Source organism: Luteimonas terrae (genome assembly GCF_031457535.1).
Taxonomy (GTDB): domain Bacteria; phylum Pseudomonadota; class Gammaproteobacteria; order Xanthomonadales; family Xanthomonadaceae; genus Luteimonas; species Luteimonas terrae_A.
In genome coordinates this window covers 1-16,801 of sequence record NZ_JAVDWO010000021.1, presented here as the reverse complement: position 1 = coordinate 16,801, position 16,801 = coordinate 1, and the positions used below count along the sequence as shown (strand labels likewise).

At 64.1% G+C, this 16,801-nt stretch carries 12 protein-coding genes, 1 tRNA gene and 1 pseudogene; all 14 read left to right on the top strand.

Annotated elements, in window-relative coordinates; translation table 11 throughout:
* A pseudogene (locus J2W68_RS17880) lies at nt 1-95 on the top strand (hypothetical protein); the annotation flags it as partial.
* A 176-nt stretch (nt 96-271) separates the two neighbouring features.
* A tRNA-Trp gene (locus J2W68_RS17875) sits at nt 272-347 on the top strand.
* A gap of 84 nt (nt 348-431) precedes the next feature.
* Entirely contained in the window at nt 432-812 is a 381-nt protein-coding gene (gene secE / locus J2W68_RS17870; RefSeq protein WP_310151218.1) for a preprotein translocase subunit SecE, read from the top strand.
* 16 nt (nt 813-828) lie between these two features.
* On the top strand, nt 829-1,401 hold the full coding sequence (nusG, locus tag J2W68_RS17865) for a transcription termination/antitermination protein NusG (RefSeq protein WP_310150752.1): 573 nt from the start codon (nt 829-831) through the stop codon (nt 1,399-1,401).
* Nucleotides 1,402-1,602: 201 nt separating this feature from the next.
* Nucleotides 1,603-2,031, top strand: coding sequence for a 50S ribosomal protein L11 (gene rplK, locus J2W68_RS17860; RefSeq protein ID WP_310238741.1), 429 nt, complete (start codon nt 1,603-1,605; stop codon nt 2,029-2,031).
* 4 nt (nt 2,032-2,035) lie between these two features.
* Nucleotides 2,036-2,737, top strand: a complete 702-nt coding sequence (gene rplA, locus J2W68_RS17855; protein ID WP_310150760.1) for a 50S ribosomal protein L1 — start codon at nt 2,036-2,038, stop codon at nt 2,735-2,737.
* 373 nt (nt 2,738-3,110) lie between these two features.
* On the top strand, nt 3,111-3,650 hold the full coding sequence (rplJ, locus tag J2W68_RS17850; protein ID WP_310238738.1) for a 50S ribosomal protein L10: 540 nt from the start codon (nt 3,111-3,113) through the stop codon (nt 3,648-3,650).
* A gap of 57 nt (nt 3,651-3,707) precedes the next feature.
* Nucleotides 3,708-4,079 (top strand): 50S ribosomal protein L7/L12, encoded by a 372-nt coding sequence (rplL, locus tag J2W68_RS17845; protein ID WP_310238735.1) that lies wholly within the window; start codon nt 3,708-3,710, stop codon nt 4,077-4,079.
* Between the two features lie 243 nt (nt 4,080-4,322).
* On the top strand, nt 4,323-8,510 hold the full coding sequence (gene rpoB, locus J2W68_RS17840) for a DNA-directed RNA polymerase subunit beta (protein WP_310238732.1): 4,188 nt from the start codon (nt 4,323-4,325) through the stop codon (nt 8,508-8,510).
* Between the two features lie 88 nt (nt 8,511-8,598).
* Nucleotides 8,599-12,873 carry a DNA-directed RNA polymerase subunit beta' gene (rpoC, locus tag J2W68_RS17835; protein WP_310238730.1) on the top strand — a complete coding sequence of 1,425 codons (4,275 nt, stop codon included), beginning with the start codon at nt 8,599-8,601 and terminating at the stop codon, nt 12,871-12,873.
* A 255-nt stretch (nt 12,874-13,128) separates the two neighbouring features.
* Nucleotides 13,129-13,503, top strand: coding sequence for a 30S ribosomal protein S12 (gene rpsL, locus J2W68_RS17830; RefSeq protein ID WP_101924969.1), 375 nt, complete (start codon nt 13,129-13,131; stop codon nt 13,501-13,503).
* Between the two features lie 10 nt (nt 13,504-13,513).
* On the top strand, nt 13,514-13,981 hold the full coding sequence (rpsG, locus tag J2W68_RS17825; protein WP_232115252.1) for a 30S ribosomal protein S7: 468 nt from the start codon (nt 13,514-13,516) through the stop codon (nt 13,979-13,981).
* Between the two features lie 183 nt (nt 13,982-14,164).
* Nucleotides 14,165-16,291, top strand: a complete 2,127-nt coding sequence (gene fusA, locus J2W68_RS17820) for an elongation factor G (RefSeq protein ID WP_310238727.1) — start codon at nt 14,165-14,167, stop codon at nt 16,289-16,291.
* A 91-nt stretch (nt 16,292-16,382) separates the two neighbouring features.
* Nucleotides 16,383-16,801, top strand: a 419-nt coding sequence (locus tag J2W68_RS17815; RefSeq protein ID WP_310238723.1) for a GTP-binding protein, incomplete at its 3' end; no start/stop codon positions are given.

The window sequence follows — 16,801 nt, the reverse complement described above, 5'->3', positions numbered from 1 at the left end:
TCAACCCGGTGGCGATGGACGAAGGCCTGCGCTTCGCGATCCGCGAAGGCGGCCGTACCGTCGGCGCCGGCGTGGTGGCCAAGATCATCAAGTGATCCAATGGCCCGGATGTGCGTTTGCGCATCCGGGCCGTTGTTCATTCCGACGCAAGTCGGGATACAGTGGGTTCTGCGGGGTGCCAACCCTGTCGAAACCGCGACAAGGCGGGCCGGAACCCCGGTCCGCCTTCGCCGTCTAAGGGTGTCCGAAGCCGGTTGTTGTTCCAATCCGTACGCCAGTAGCTCAATTGGCAGAGCAGCGGTCTCCAAAACCGCAGGTTGGGGGTTCGAGTCCCTCCTGGCGTGCCATTCGCGGAGTTGTCCGCGCGGGTCCGGACGCAACGCGGTCCGCCCTGTCAACCGAGCAGTCGCAAACCGATGAGTCGCCGGGAATTGAACAGCAGAGTTGAACAATCCAAGGGTGCGTCTTCGACGGACCTCGCCAAGTACGCTGCCGCGATCCTGCTCGTTGTCGCCGGCGTGTTTGCCTTTTACTGGTTCCAGGCGCAGCTGGCCACGCCGGTGCGCAGCATCATCGTCGCCCTGTGCGTCGTGGGCGCCACCGCGGTCTTCCTGACGACGGACAAGGGTCACAAGACCCGTGATTTCTTCTCGGAGACCCGCTTCGAGATGCGCAAGGTCGTCTGGCCGACGCGCCAGGAGGCGATTCGCCTGACCTGGATCGTGATCATCGCCGTGGCGATCATCAGCCTGATCCTGGCCGGCTTCGACCAGATCATCCAGTGGCTGATCCGCCTCGTTCTGAGGCAGTGACGGAGTAACGATTCAGATGGAAACCGAAGGCGTCAAGCGCTGGTACGTCGTGCATGCCTATTCCGGCTTCGAGAAGTCGGTGGCCCAGGCGCTGCGCGATCGCATCGTGCGCACCGAGATGCAGGACAAGTTCGGCGACGTGCTGGTGCCGACCGAAGAAGTGATCGAGATGCGCGCCGGGCAGAAGCGCCGCTCCGAGCGCAAGTTCTTTCCGGGCTACGTTCTGGTGCAGATCCTGACCTCGGACGAGGGCGGTATTCCGCGCATGGACAACGAGAGCTGGCATCTGGTCAAGGAAACGCCGAAGGTGATGGGCTTCATCGGCGGTACCGCCGATCGTCCGCTGCCGATCCGCGACGAAGAAGCCGCCGTGATCCTTGATCGCGTGCAGGAAGGCGTCGAGAAGCCGCGTCCGAAGGTCCTCTTCGAGCCGGGCCAGATGGTCCGCGTGACCGATGGTCCGTTCAACGACTTCAACGGCGTGGTCGAGGAAATCAACTACGAGAAGAGCCGCCTGCGCGTTGCAGTGCTGATCTTCGGTCGTTCGACCCCGGTCGAGCTGGAGTTCGGGCAGGTCGAGAAGGCCTGAACCCCGCTGCGCCCGTCTGTGACGGGCGCGCGAAACCCTGCTATAGTGCCCGGCTCACTGTCTGGCTGGGCCAGACATCCGCACAGGCCGCCGTATGGGCGGCCTTTCGCGCGAGATGGACAACGTGAATCCGGGACACGTGTATTCCCGGAACGATGGGGAGCCTGATTCCAGGCGCTTGCACCCGGAGAGAAGAAGACAATGGCGAAGAAAGTCGTCGGTTACATCAAGCTGCAGGTCAAGGCCGGTCAGGCCAACCCCTCGCCGCCGGTCGGTCCTGCGCTGGGTCAGCGCGGCCTGAACATCATGGAGTTCTGCAAGGCGTTCAACGCAGCGACCTCCAAGCTCGAGCCGGGTCTGCCGACGCCGGTCATCATCACGGCCTACTCGGACCGTACCTTCACCTTCATCACCAAGAGCACGCCGGCATCGGTGCTGCTGAAGAAGGCGGCCGGTGTGACCTCGGGCTCCAAGCGCCCCAACACCGAGAAGGTGGGCAAGGTGACGCGCGCGCAGCTCGAAGAGATCGCCAAGGCGAAGGAAGCCGATCTGACGGCGGCCGAGCTGGAAGCAGCAGTGCGCACCATCGCGGGCTCCGCCCGTTCGATGGGCCTGACGGTGGAGGGCTGAGACCATGGCACAGACCAAGCGACAGAAGAGCATCCAGGCTGCCGTGCAGCCGGGCAAGAACTACGCGATCGATGACGCCCTGAAGATCGTCAAGGACAACAGCAGCGCGAAGTTCGCCGAAGCCGTGGACGTTGCCGTCCGCCTCGGCGTCGACGCGCGCAAGTCCGACCAGCAGGTGCGTGGCTCGACCGTGCTGCCGCAGGGCACCGGCAAGAGCGTCCGCGTCGCGGTATTCGCACCCGCCGGTGCCAAGGCCGACGAAGCCCTGGCCGCCGGTGCCGACATCGTCGGCATGGATGATCTGGCCGAGAAGATGCAGGCCGGCGACATCAACTACGACGTCGTGATCGCGACGCCGGATGCGATGCGCGTGGTCGGCAAGCTCGGTACGGTGCTGGGCCCGCGCGGCCTGATGCCGAACCCGAAGGTCGGCACCGTGTCCCCGAATCCGGGTGAGGCTGTGAAGAATGCGAAGGGCGGCCAGGTCCGCTACCGCACCGACAAGGCCGGCATCATCCACTGCACGATCGGCAAGGCCGACTTCGATGCGGAGAAGCTGAAGGAGAACCTGCAGGCGCTGCTCGCCGACCTGGTCAAGGCCAAGCCGGCCACCGCCAAGGGCCAGTACCTGCAGAAGATCTCGGTGAGCTCGACCATGGGTCCGGGTGTCGCCATCGACCAGTCGTCGCTGACCATCGCACGCTGATCGAAACGCAATAAGCGCGCCGTCCCGCTTGCGGGGCGACGCGATTTGGGGGCATCGCAACGGACCGAAGGTCTGGTGCGGCGCCGTCAAAGACCGCAGGCGCGGTGGAGGTCGGAGTGGCGACGGGCAGGGATGCTCGAACTGGCAGGGAATCGCCGCCACCGATGATCGAGACCGCTTAATCCCGAGGTGCTTGCACCGACAGGCCTGCGTAGATGGTGATGCCCTTCTGAAGTTTTCTGGTCCGACGTCCGTCAACCAGGCAGAAGGCCACCACCGGGATGCCTCGCGCATCCCCGGCCTCCAGGACGGAAGCCGCTCAGGACCGCAAGCGGCAGGAGCCGTGAGCGGAGTTCACAATGAGGAGTGATGAATGGCTCTCAATCTGTCCCAGAAGCAGGAAGTTGTCGCGGAGCTGGCAGAAGTCGCCGCGAACGCCCACTCCCTGATTGCTGCCGAGTACGTGGGCACCACGGTCAGTCAGATGACCGCGATGCGCAAGAAGGCTCGTGAGACCGGTGTGTACTTGCGCGTTGTCAAGAACACCCTGGCCGCACGCGCGGTGGAAGGTACTAGCTACGAGTGCTCGAAGGACTCGCTGGTGGGTCCTCTGCTGTATGCGTTCTCGACCGAGGAGCCCGGCGCAGCCGGTCGCCTGATCAAGGAATTCGCGAAAGACAACAGCAAGCTGGTGCCCAAGCTCGTCGTCATGGAAGGCCAGCTGTATCCGGCCAGCCACGTGGACGTTCTGGCATCGCTGCCGACGCTCGAGCAGGCGCTGTCGATGCTGGCCCGCGTGCTGTCCGAACCCGCTGCGATGTTCGCCCGTGCCGTCAAGGCCGTCGGCGACAAGCAGGGTGGTGGCGACGAAGCACCCGCGGACGCAGCAGCCGAGACGGCCGAAACGGCTTAAGCCCGGCCTGTCGGTTCAACGAAACCTATCCCAGAAAATTTTTCAAAGGTAATCACAATGTCCCTTACCAACGAACAGATCGTCGACGCCATCGCCGAGAAGTCCCTGATGGAAGTGATGGAGCTGGTCAAGGCCATCGAAGAGAAGTTCGGCGTCTCCGCTGCTGCTCCGGTCGCCGCGGCTGCTGCTGCCGGCCCGGCGGCCGCTGTCGAAGAGCAGACCGAATTCACCGTCGTGCTGAAGGCCGCCGGCGACAAGAAGGTCGAGGTCATCAAGGTCGTCCGCGCCATCACCGGCCTGGGTCTGAAGGAAGCCAAGGACCTGGTCGAAGGCGCTCCGAAGGACGTCAAGGAAGGCGCCACGAAGGAAGAAGCCGAGAAGATCAAGAAGGATCTCGAGACCGCAGGCGCGGCCGTCGAAATCAAGTAAGCGGCACTTGGCATCGCAGCACATGCTTGCGATGCACCGGGGCCGGGGGCGAAAGCTCCCGGCCCTTGGTCGTTCCTGAAATCGGACGACCGAACGAACACGCAACACGACAACTGACGCAGTTGTCAGTGGGTAGTAGCGGGAGATGGCGTGCTGGTGCCGGCAATACCAGCGACTACCCAGTGACAGCTCCATGTACCGGATCGCGAGTCGATCCCATCCGATCCAACGAGGCGTACTTCCATGACGACGTCCCAGCTCCCGTCGAGCCAGCAGCAGACCTACTCGTTCACCGAGAAGAAGCGCATCCGCAAGAACTTCGGCAAGCGCCGCGAGATTCTCGAGGTGCCGTTCCTCCTGGCCATCCAGGTCGATTCCTACCGCGAATTCCTGCAGGCCGACCGCGACCCCACCAAGCGTGAGGACCGTGGCCTGCATGCCGCGCTGAAGTCGGTATTCCCGATCGTCAGCTACAACGGCTACGCCGCACTCGAATACGTCGGCTACAAGCTCGGCGAGCCCGTGTTCGACGAGCGCGAATGCCGCAACCGTGGCCTGAGCTACGGCGCCCCGCTGCGCGTGACCGTGCGCCTGGTGATCTACGACCGCGAGTCGTCGCAGAAGGCCATCAAGTACGTGAAGGAGCAGGAGGTCTACATGGGCGAGATTCCGCTCATGACCGAGAACGGCACCTTCATCATCAACGGCACCGAGCGCGTCATCGTTTCGCAGCTGCACCGCTCGCCCGGCGTGTTCTTCGATCACGACCGCGGCAAGACGCACAGCTCGGGCAAACTGCTCTACAGCGCCCGCATCATCCCGTACCGCGGTTCCTGGCTCGACTTCGAGTTCGACCCGAAGGACGCGCTGTTCACCCGTATCGACCGCCGTCGCAAGCTGCCGGTGTCGGTGCTGCTGCGCGCGCTCGGCTACAACAACGAAGAGATGCTCAACGAGTTCTTCGACATCAACAGCTACCACATCCTGCCGGAAGGCGAGGGCGTGCAGCTGGAGCTGGTGTCGGAGCGTCTGCGTGGCGAAACGCTGAACTTCGATCTGCTCGACGGCGAGAAGGTCATCGTCGAAGCCGGCAAGCGCATCACCGCGCGTCACGTCAAGCAGCTCGAGGCCGCCGGCATCACCGCGCTGGCCGTGCCGGACGACTACATGGTCGGCCAGATTCTGTCGCACGACGTGATCGACCCGGCCACCGGTGAGCTGGTCGCGACCGCGAACGACGAGATCACCCTCGAGACCCTCGAAGCGCTGCGCAAGGCGTCGATCGAAACCATCGGCACGATCTGGGTCAACGATCTCGATCGCGGCCCGTACCTGTCGAACACCCTGCGCATCGACTCGACCAAGACGCAGCTCGATGCGCTGGTCGAGATCTACCGCATGATGCGTCCCGGCGAGCCGCCGACCAAGGATGCCGCGCAGAACCTGTTCCACAACCTGTTCTTCACCTTCGAGCGCTACGACGTCTCCGGCGTCGGCCGCATGAAGTTCAACCGTCGTCTGGGCCGCAAGGAAACCGAAGGCGCGTCCGTGCTGTACGACGCGAAGTACTTCGCCGAGCGCAAGGACGAGGATTCGGTGCGCCTGCGCGGCGAGTTCGGGCAGACGTCCGACATCCTCGATGTCATCCGCGTGCTGACCGAGATCCGCAACGGTCGCGGCGTCGTCGACGACATCGATCACCTCGGCAACCGCCGCGTGCGTTCGGTCGGTGAAATGGCCGAGAACGTGTTCCGCGTGGGCCTGGTCCGCGTCGAGCGCGCCGTGCGCGAGCGCCTGACGATGGCCGAGGCCGATGGCCTGACCCCGCAGGAACTGATCAACGCCAAGCCGGTCGCGGCCGCCGTCAAGGAATTCTTCGGCTCCTCGCAGCTGTCGCAGTTCATGGACCAGAACAACCCGCTGTCGGAAGTCACGCACAAGCGTCGCGTCTCGGCCCTCGGTCCGGGCGGTCTGACCCGCGAGCGCGCCGGCTTCGAAGTGCGCGACGTGCATCCCACGCATTACGGCCGCGTCTGCACCATCGAAACGCCGGAAGGCCCGAACATCGGCCTGATCAACTCGCTGGCGACCTTCGCACGCACCAACCGTTACGGCTTCCTCGAGACGCCGTACCGCAAGGTCGTCGACAGCCGCGTCACCGACGACATCGAATACCTGTCGGCGATCGAAGAGAACGACTACGTCATCGCACAGGCCAATGCCGTCCAGGACGACAAGGGCACGATGACCCAGCAGTTCGTCGACTGCCGCTTCCAGGGCGAGTCGCTGCTCAAGCCGCCGGCGGAAATCCATTACATGGACGTCTCGCCGATGCAGACCGTGTCGGTCGCTGCCGCGCTCGTGCCGTTCCTCGAGCACGATGACGCGAACCGCGCACTGATGGGCGCCAACATGCAGCGCCAGGCCGTGCCGACGCTGCGTGCGCAGAAGCCGCTGGTCGGGACCGGCATCGAGCGCGCCGTGGCGCGCGACTCGGGCGTGACCGTGAACGCCCGCCGTGGCGGCGTGATCGAGCAGATCGACGCCGGCCGCGTCGTGGTCAAGGTGCATGAAGAAGAGATCTCCGGCGAGCACGATGCCGGCGTCGACATCTACAACCTGATCAAGTACACGCGCTCCAACCAGAACACCTGCATCAACCAGCGTCCGCTGGTCGTCGTCGGTGACGTGGTCGCGCGCGGCGACGTGCTGGCAGACGGTCCCTCGACCGACATCGGTGAGCTGGCGCTGGGTCAGAACATGCTCGTCGCGTTCATGCCGTGGAACGGTTACAACTTCGAAGACTCGATCCTGCTGTCGGAGCGCGTCGTCAAGGAAGACCGTTACACGACGATCCACATCGAGGAAATGACCGCCGTCGCCCGCGACACGAAGCTGGGACCGGAAGAAATCTCCGCCGACATCCCGAACGTGTCCGAGAACGCGCTCAACCGTCTCGACGAATCCGGCGTGGTGTACATCGGTGCGGAAGTCCGCGCCGGCGACATCCTGGTCGGCAAGGTCACGCCGAAGGGCGAGAGCCAGCTGACCCCGGAAGAGAAGCTGCTGCGCGCGATCTTCGGTGAGAAGGCGTCCGACGTGAAGGACAGCTCGCTGCGCGTGCCGCCGGGCATGGACGGCACCGTCATCGACGTGCAGGTCTTCACCCGCGACGGCATCGAGAAGGACAAGCGCGCCAAGCAGATCGAAGAGTCCGAGATCAAGCGCGTCAAGAAGGACTTCGACGACCAGTTCCGCATCCTCGAAAGCGCGATCTATGCGCGTCTGCGTTCGCAGATCCAGGGCAAGGTCGCCAACGGCGGTCCGGGCCTGAAGAAGGGCGACACGGTCAGCTCGCTGGTGCTCGACGGCCTGAAGAAGTCCGACTGGTTCCAGATCCGCATGAAGGACGAGGACGCGGCCGACGCGATCGAGCGTGCGCAGAAGCAGATCGACGCGCACCAGAAGGAGTTCGAGAAGCGCTTCGCCGACAAGCGCGGCAAGATCACCCAGGGCGACGACCTCGCACCGGGCGTGCTGAAGATGGTCAAGGTCTACCTGGCCGTGAAGCGCCGCATCCAGCCGGGCGACAAGATGGCCGGCCGCCACGGCAACAAGGGTGTCGTGTCGACCATCGTGCCCGTGCAGGACATGCCGCACATGGCCAACGGCAACACGGTCGACATCGTGTTGAACCCGCTGGGCGTGCCGTCGCGTATGAACATCGGCCAGATTCTCGAAGTGCATCTGGGCCTTGCGGCCAAGGGGCTCGGCGAGAAGATCCAGCGGATGCTCGACGCGCAGGCCAAGGTGGCCGAGCTGCGCAGCTTCCTCGACCAGATCTACAACCACGACAAGGCGACGTTCGCACAACGCGTCGACCTGTCGCAGTTCAGTGACGAGGAACTGCTGAAGCTGGCCGGCAATCTGACCGACGGCGTGCCGATGGCCACCCCGGTGTTCGATGGCGCGGCGGAGTCGGAGATCAAGGCGATGCTCGAGCTGGCGGACATGCCGACCAGTGGTCAGCACCGTCTGTTCGATGGCCGCACCGGCGAGGCGTTCGAGCGTGAAGTGACCGTGGGCTACATGCACATGCTCAAGCTCAACCACCTGGTGGACGACAAGATGCACGCGCGTTCGACCGGTCCGTACTCGCTCGTCACCCAGCAGCCGCTGGGCGGCAAGGCGCAGTTCGGTGGTCAGCGCTTCGGCGAGATGGAAGTCTGGGCGCTGGAAGCCTACGGCGCGGCCTACACCCTGCAGGAAATGCTGACGGTGAAGTCCGACGACGTGCAGGGCCGCAACCAGATGTACAAGAACATCGTCGACGGCGAACACGAAATGGTCGCGGGCATGCCCGAGTCCTTCAACGTGCTGGTCAAGGAAATCCGTTCGCTGGCGATCAACATGGAGCTGGAGGAGCACTGAGGCAGGACGTCCGGCGCGCGGCGCCTGAGCGTGCCGCGCGCGACACCGATCCAACACTGCCCAGGTTCCCCTTTCCCGGAGTAAAGACATGAAAGACCTGCTCAATCTCTTCAACCAGCCGCGCCAGATTCCGGACTTCGATGCGATCAAGATCGCGCTCGCAAGCCCGGACCTGATCCGTTCGTGGTCGTTCGGCGAAGTGAAGAAGCCCGAGACCATCAACTACCGCACGTTCAAGCCCGAGCGTGACGGCCTGTTCTGCGCCGCGATCTTCGGTCCAATCAAGGACTACGAGTGCCTGTGCGGCAAGTACAAGCGCATGAAGCACCGTGGCGTGGTTTGCGAGAAGTGCGGCACCGAAGTCACGCTGGCCAAGGTGCGCCGCGAGCGCATGGGTCACATCGACCTGGCCTCGCCGGTCGCGCACATCTGGTTCCTCAAGTCGCTGCCCAGCCGCATCGGCCTGATGCTGGACATGACCCTGCGTGACATCGAACGCATCCTGTACTTCGAAGCGTTCGTCGTGACCGAGCCGGGCCTGACCCCGCTCGAGCGCAGCCAGCTGCTCAACGAAGAGCAGTACATGCAGATGCGCCAGGAACACGGCGACGACTTCGACGCCGCGATGGGCGCCGAGGCGGTCTACGACCTGCTGCGCACGATCGACCTGCAGGCCGAGATGGTCCGCCTGAAGGAAGAGATCGCCGCCACCGGTTCGGAAACCAAGCTCAAGCGTCTGACCAAGCGCATCAAGCTGGTCGAGGCCTTCATCGAGTCGGGCAACCGTCCCGAGTGGATGATCATGACCGTGCTGCCGGTGCTGCCGCCGGACCTGCGTCCGCTGGTCCCGCTGGACGGTGGCCGCTTCGCGACCTCGGATCTCAACGATCTGTACCGCCGCGTCATCAACCGCAACAACCGCCTGCGTCGCCTGCTCGAACTCAATGCGCCCGACATCATCGTGCGCAACGAGAAGCGCATGCTGCAGGAATCGGTCGATGCGCTGATGGACAACGGCCGTCGCGGCCGTGCGATCACCGGCACCAACAAGCGCCCGCTCAAGTCGCTCGCCGACATGATCAAGGGCAAGCAGGGTCGCTTCCGCCAGAACCTGCTGGGCAAGCGCGTCGACTACTCGGGCCGTTCGGTCATCGTGGTCGGCCCGACGCTGCGCCTGCACGAGTGCGGCCTGCCGAAGAAGATGGCGCTCGAGCTGTTCAAGCCCTTCATCTTCGCCAAGCTGCAGCGCCGTGGCCTCGCCACGACGATCAAGGCCGCCAAGAAGCTCGTCGAGCGCGAAGAGGCCGAGGTGTGGGACATCCTCGAAGAGGTGATCCGCGAGCACCCGGTGCTGCTCAACCGCGCGCCGACGCTGCACCGTCTGGGCATCCAGGCGTTCGAGCCGGTGCTGATCGAAGGCAAGGCGATCCAGCTGCATCCGCTGGTGTGTACCGCGTTCAACGCCGACTTCGACGGTGACCAGATGGCGGTCCACGTGCCGCTGTCGCTGGAAGCCCAGCTCGAAGCACGTGCGCTGATGATGGCGTCGAACAACATCCTCTCGCCCGCCAACGGCGAGCCGATCATCGTGCCGTCGCAGGACGTCGTGCTGGGTCTGTACTACATGACGCGCGCTCTGGAGAACATCCCGGGCGAGGGCATGATCTTCGCGAACATCGCCGAAGTGCGTCGTGCGTTCGATAACAAGGCCGCCGGCCTGCACGCCAAGATCAAGGTCCGCATCAAGCAGACCGTGATCAGCGAGGACGGCTCGCGTGAGCAGGTGACCTCGATCGTCGACACGAGCGTGGGTCGTGCACTGCTGCTCGAGATCATGCCCGACGGCCTGCCGTTCGAGTTGGCCAACGTCGAGCTCAACAAGAAGAACATCTCGCGCCTGATCAACGCCTGCTACCGCCGTCTGGGTCTCAAGGACACGGTCGTGTTCGCCGACAAGCTGATGTACACCGGCTTCGGCAACGCGACGCGTGCGGGCGTGTCGATCGGCATCAACGACATGACCATCCCGACCGAGAAGGCCGGCATCCTGGTCGAGGCCGAGGCCGAGGTGCTGGAAATCCAGCAGCAGTACCAGTCGGGCCTGGTCACCGCCGGCGAGCGCTACAACAAGGTCGTCGACATCTGGTCGCGCACGAACGAGCGCATCGCCAAGGCGATGATGGACACGATCGGTACCGAGAAGGTGCTCAATGCCAAGGGCGAGACCATCGACCAGAAGTCGATGAACTCGCTCTACATCATGGCCGACTCCGGTGCGCGTGGTTCGCAGGCGCAGATTCGTCAGCTGGCCGGTATGCGCGGCCTGATGGCCAAGCCGGACGGCTCGATCATCGAGACGCCGATCATCGCGAACTTCCGCGAAGGCCTGAACGTCCAGGAGTACTTCAACTCCACCCACGGTGCCCGTAAGGGTCTGGCCGATACCGCGCTCAAGACCGCGAACTCCGGTTACCTGACCCGTCGTCTCGTCGACGTGGCGCAGGACGTGGTGATCACAGAAGTCGACTGCGGCACGATGGACGGTCTCACCATGACCCCGATCGTCGAAGGCGGCGATGTGGTCGAGCCCTTGCGCGACCGCGTGCTGGGTCGTGTCGTGGCCGAGGACGTGTTCCTGCCGGGCAACGACGAGGATCCGATCGTCACCCGCAACACGCTGCTCGACGAGCAGTGGGTGCAGCGCCTCGAAGAGGCCGGCGTGCAGTCGATCCAGGTCCGTTCGACCATCACCTGCGAAGCCGGCTTCGGCGTCTGCGCCAGCTGCTACGGCCGTGACCTCGGCCGCGGCCACCTGGTCAACCAGGGCGAGGCCGTGGGTGTCGTTGCTGCGCAGTCGATCGGCGAGCCCGGTACCCAGCTGACCATGCGTACGTTCCACATCGGTGGTGCGGCCTCGCGTGCGGCCGCCATCGACAACGTGACGGTCAAGACCACCGGCTCGATCAAGTTCAACAACCTCAAGCACGTCAAGCACGAGAGCGGCAACCTGGTCGCGGTTTCGCGTTCGGGCGAGCTCTCGGTGCTCGATGGTCACGGCCGCGAGCGCGAGCGTTACAAGCTGCCCTACGGCGCGACCATCACCGTCAACGACGGCGATGCGATCAAGGCCGGCCAGACTGTGTCGAACTGGGATCCGCATAACCACCCGATCGTGTCGGAAGTGGCGGGCTTCATCCGCTTCGTGGACTTCGTCGACGGCATCACCGTCATCGAGAAGACCGACGACCTGACCGGCCTAGCGTCGCGCGAGATCACCGATCCCAAGCGTCGCGGCTCGATGGGCAAGGATCTGCGTCCGATCGTCCGCATCGTGGATGCCAAGGGCAACGACCTCAACATCCCCGGGACCGACCTGCCGGCGCAGTACCTGCTGCCGCCGCGCTCGATCGTCAACCTGCAGGACGGCGACCCCGTCGGCGTGGGTGACGTGGTGACCAAGGTGCCTCAGGAAGCGTCCAAGACCCGCGACATCACCGGTGGTCTGCCGCGCGTGGCCGATCTGTTCGAAGCGCGCAAGCCGAAGGACCAGGCGATCCTCGCCGAGATCTCCGGCATCGTCAGCTTCGGCAAGGACACCAAGGGCAAGCAGCGCCTGATCATCAAGGGCACCGACGGTGTCGATCACGAAGAGCTGATCCCGAAGTACCGCCAGATCATCGTGTTCGAAGGCGAGCACGTGGAGAAGGGCGAGACGGTCGTCGACGGCGAGCCGGGTCCGCAGGACATCCTGCGTCTGAAGGGCGTCGAGGAACTGGCGTCCTACCTGACCAAGGAAATCCAGGACGTCTATCGCCTGCAGGGCGTGAAGATCAACGACAAGCACATCGAGGTGATCGTCCGCCAGATGCTGCGCAAGGTCGAGATCACCGACCAGGGCGACAGCCGCTTCCTCAACGGTGAGCAGGTCGAGCGTCAGCGCGTGATCGAGGACAACGTCAAGCATCTCGCCAAGAACGAGCTGCCGGCGAAGTTCGAGCCCGTGCTGCTGGGTATCACCAAGGCATCACTGGCCACCGAGTCGTTCATCTCGGCCGCGTCGTTCCAGGAGACCACCCGCGTGCTCACCGAGGCGGCCGTCCGCGGCACGCGCGACAGCCTGCGCGGTCTGAAGGAAAACGTGATCGTGGGTCGTCTGATTCCGGCCGGCACCGGCCTTGCGTACCACGCCCGTCGTCGTCGCGCCGCGTCCGGCCTGACCGACTCGGAAATGGATGCACTGTCGGGCAGCAGCGCGACCAAGGCCGAGGCCGAAGTCGTCGCCGCACCGGCGCCGCCGGAACAGGTGATGCTCGAAGACGCACCGGTGACGCCGACGGCTGACAGCGACGGCGAAGCACGCTAAGATTGCACCCCTTTGGTGGCCCCTCGCGGGCCACCCAGACTCCGAAAAGAGGCGCAGGACGCGGCTCGTATTCGGTCCAGGATGGACGGGAGACGTTGTATGCCGGGCTGTGTCCTTTGCGGATACGCCAGCGGCGGTATGACCCGCGTTGACGGTACTCGTCAGCGCGGGCTATACTTTTTCGTCTGACAGGCGGCCTATCCGTCTGTCTTCGTTTTCACCGGGCTCCGGCCCGAACCAAAGACCCGAGACCTGATGGCAACGATCAACCAGCTGGTGCGGAAGCCGCGCAGCCCCGAAACCTACAAGAGCACTTCGCCCGCACTGGCGAACTGCCCGCAGCGCCGTGGCGTCTGCACCCGTGTGTACACCACGACCCCGAAAAAGCCGAACTCCGCGCTTCGCAAGGTCGCCAAGGTGCGCCTGACCAACGGTTACGAAGTCATTTCGTATATCGGCGGCGAAGGCCACAACCTGCAGGAGCACAGCGTGGTGCTGATCCGCGGCGGTCGCGTCAAGGACCTCCCGGGCGTGCGTTACCACACCGTGCGCGGTTCGCTCGACGCTTCCGGCGTTGCGAAGCGCAAGCAGAGCCGTTCGAAGTACGGCACCAAGCGTCCGAAGGGCTGAGGAATAGACAATGTCGCGTAAAGGAAATACCCCGCAGCGTTCCGTGCTGCCCGACCCGAAGCACCACAGCGACACGATCGCGCGCTTCATCAACATGGTCATGAAGAGTGGCAAGAAGTCGATCGCTGAAAAGATCGTCTACGGCGCCATGGACGTTATCAGCGAGAAGAACGGCAACCCGCTCGAGCTCGTCGAGAAGGCGCTGGGCAACATCTCGCCCGCCGTCGAAGTGAAGTCGCGCCGCGTCGGTGGTGCCACATACCAGGTGCCGGTCGAAGTGCGCGCCTCGCGTCGCATGGCACTGGCAATGCGCTGGCTGATCGAGTCGGCGCGCAAGCGTGGCGAGAACACCATGCCGCGCAAGCTGGCCGCCGAGCTGATCGACGCGTCCGAAAACCGTGGTGGCGCGATCAAGAAGCGCGAAGAAACCCACCGCATGGCCGACGCCAACAAGGCGTTCGCGCACTACCGCTGGTAAGCGGCCTCCGCGGGTCCCGGTTGATTCCGGGGCCCGTCGGCACCATCCAGGTGCCTCCAGGCGGTCACAGACCGCACGCAGGATCCGAAGGCCGCCGCAAGGCGGCATTCGTCCATTCAAGCGATTCCATCGCGAAGGCACCGTGTTTCAGCGGGACTTCGCCATTCACTACGAGAAACCGACGTGGCTCGCACGACACCCATCGAACGCTACCGCAACTTCGGCATCATGGCCCACATCGATGCCGGCAAGACCACGACCTCCGAGCGCATCCTGTTCTACACCGGCGTCAGCCACAAGATCGGTGAAGTGCACGATGGCGCCGCCACCATGGACTGGATGGAGCAGGAGCAGGAACGCGGCATCACCATCACCTCGGCGGCCACCACGGCGTTCTGGAAGGGCATGGACAAGTCGCTGCCCGAGCACCGCTTCAACATCATCGACACCCCCGGCCACGTGGACTTCACGATCGAAGTCGAGCGCAGCCTGCGCGTGCTCGACGGCGCGGTGTTCGTGCTGTGCGCGGTCGGTGGCGTGCAGCCGCAGTCCGAGACCGTGTGGCGCCAGGCCAACAAGTACTCGGTGCCGCGCCTCGCATTCGTCAACAAGATGGATCGCACCGGTGCGAACTTCAACAAGGTCGTCGAGCAGCTGAAGGCGCGCCTGGGCGCGTACGCCGTGCCGATGCAGGTGCCGATCGGCGCCGAGGAAGGTTTCGAGGGCGTCGTCGATCTGCTCAAGATGAAGGCGATCCATTGGGACACCGCTTCTCAGGGCACGACGTTCGAGTACCGCGACATCCCGGCGAACCTGCTCGACGAGTCCAATGAGGCGCGTGCGTTCATGGTCGAGGCTGCGGCCGAAGCCAACGAAGCGTTGATGGACAAGTACCTCAACGAAGGCGAGCTGACCGAAGAGGAAATCATCTCCGGCCTGCGCGAGCGCACCCTGAAGGTTGAGATCGTGCCGGTGTTCTGCGGCACGGCGTTCAAGAACAAGGGCGTCCAGGCGATGCTCGACGGCGTGATCCAGTTGCTGCCGTCGCCGTCCGACCGTCCGCCGGTGCAGGGCATCGACGACGACGAGAAGGAAGACACCCGGACCGCCGACGACAAGGCCCCGTTCTCGGCGCTGGCGTTCAAGATCATGACGGATCCGTTCGTGGGTTCGCTGACGTTCTTCCGCGTCTACTCGGGCGTGCTCAACGCCGGCGACCAGGTCTACAACCCGGTCAAGTCGAAGAAGGAGCGCGTGGGTCGCATCCTGCAGATGCACTCCAACAACCGTGAAGAGATCAAGGAAGTGCGCGCGGGCGACATCGCCGCGGCCGTCGGCTTGAAGGACGTGACCACCGGCGACACGCTGTGCGCGCAGGATCACATCATCACGCTCGAGCGCATGATCTTCCCGGAGCCCGTGATCTCGATGGCGGTCGAACCGAAGACCAAGTCGGACCAGGAGAAGATGGGCCTCGCGCTCGGTCGCCTGGCGCAGGAGGATCCGTCCTTCCGCGTGCGTACCGACGAGGAGTCCGGCCAGACGATCATCGCCGGCATGGGTGAGCTGCACCTGGACATCATCGTCGACCGCATGAAGCGCGAGTTCAACGTCGAGGCCAACGTCGGCAAGCCGCAGGTCGCGTATCGCGAAACGATCCGCACTAGCGACGTGAAGTCGGACTACAAGCACGCCAAGCAGTCGGGTGGTAAGGGGCAGTACGGTCACGTCGTGATCGAGCTGTCGCCGCTGACGGCCGAGGATCGCGCCGATCCGAAGCTGGCTGGCGACATCAAGGACGATTTCCTCTTCATCAACGACATCACCGGTGGCGTGATTCCGAAGGAATTCATCCCATCGGTCGAGAAGGGCATCCGCGAGACGATCACCAGTGGTCCGATCGCCGGCTTCCCGGTCGTGGGTGTCAAGGTCAAGCTGGTGTTCGGCTCGTACCACGACGTCGACTCGTCGGAAATGGCGTTCAAGCTCGCGTCGTCGATGGCGTTCAAGCAGGGCTTCGTCAAGGCGAGTCCTGTGCTGCTCGAGCCGATGATGAAGGTCGAGATCGTCAGCCCCGAGGATTACCTCGGTGACGTGATGGGCGACGTCAGCCGTCGTCGCGGCATCCTGCAGGGCCAGGACGACAGCCCGTCGGGCAAGATCATCAACGCGATGATCCCGCTGGGTGAAATGTTCGGCTACGCGACGACGCTGCGCTCGATGTCCCAGGGCCGCGCGACGTTCTCGATGGAGTTCGATCACTACGCGGAAGCGCCGACGAACATCGCCGAGACCGTCATCAAGAAGTAATCCCTCGGGATTGGAATCCGGCGCCGAGATGCGCCGGAATTCCGGATCCCAGTTTCCAATCCCGAATCAATAGAAAGAAAGGTGAATCACCATGGCAAAGGGTAAGTTCGAGCGCACCAAGCCCCACGTGAACGTGGGCACGATTGGTCACGTTGACCACGGCAAGACGACGCTGACGGCGGCGCTGACGAAGATCGGTGCGGAGCGTTTCGGCGGCGAGTTCAAGGGCTACGACCAGATCGACGCGGCGCCGGAAGAGAAGGCGCGCGGCATCACGATCTCGACGGCGCACGTGGAATACGAATCGGCCGTGCGTCACTACGCACACGTCGATTGCCCGGGTCACGCCGACTACGTCAAGAACATGATCACCGGCGCTGCGCAGATGGACGGCGCGATCCTGGTGTGTTCGGCCGCTGACGGCCCGATGCCGCAGACCCGCGAGCACATCCTGCTCTCGCGTCAGGTCGGCGTGCCGCACATCGTCGTGTTCCTGAACAAGGCCGACAT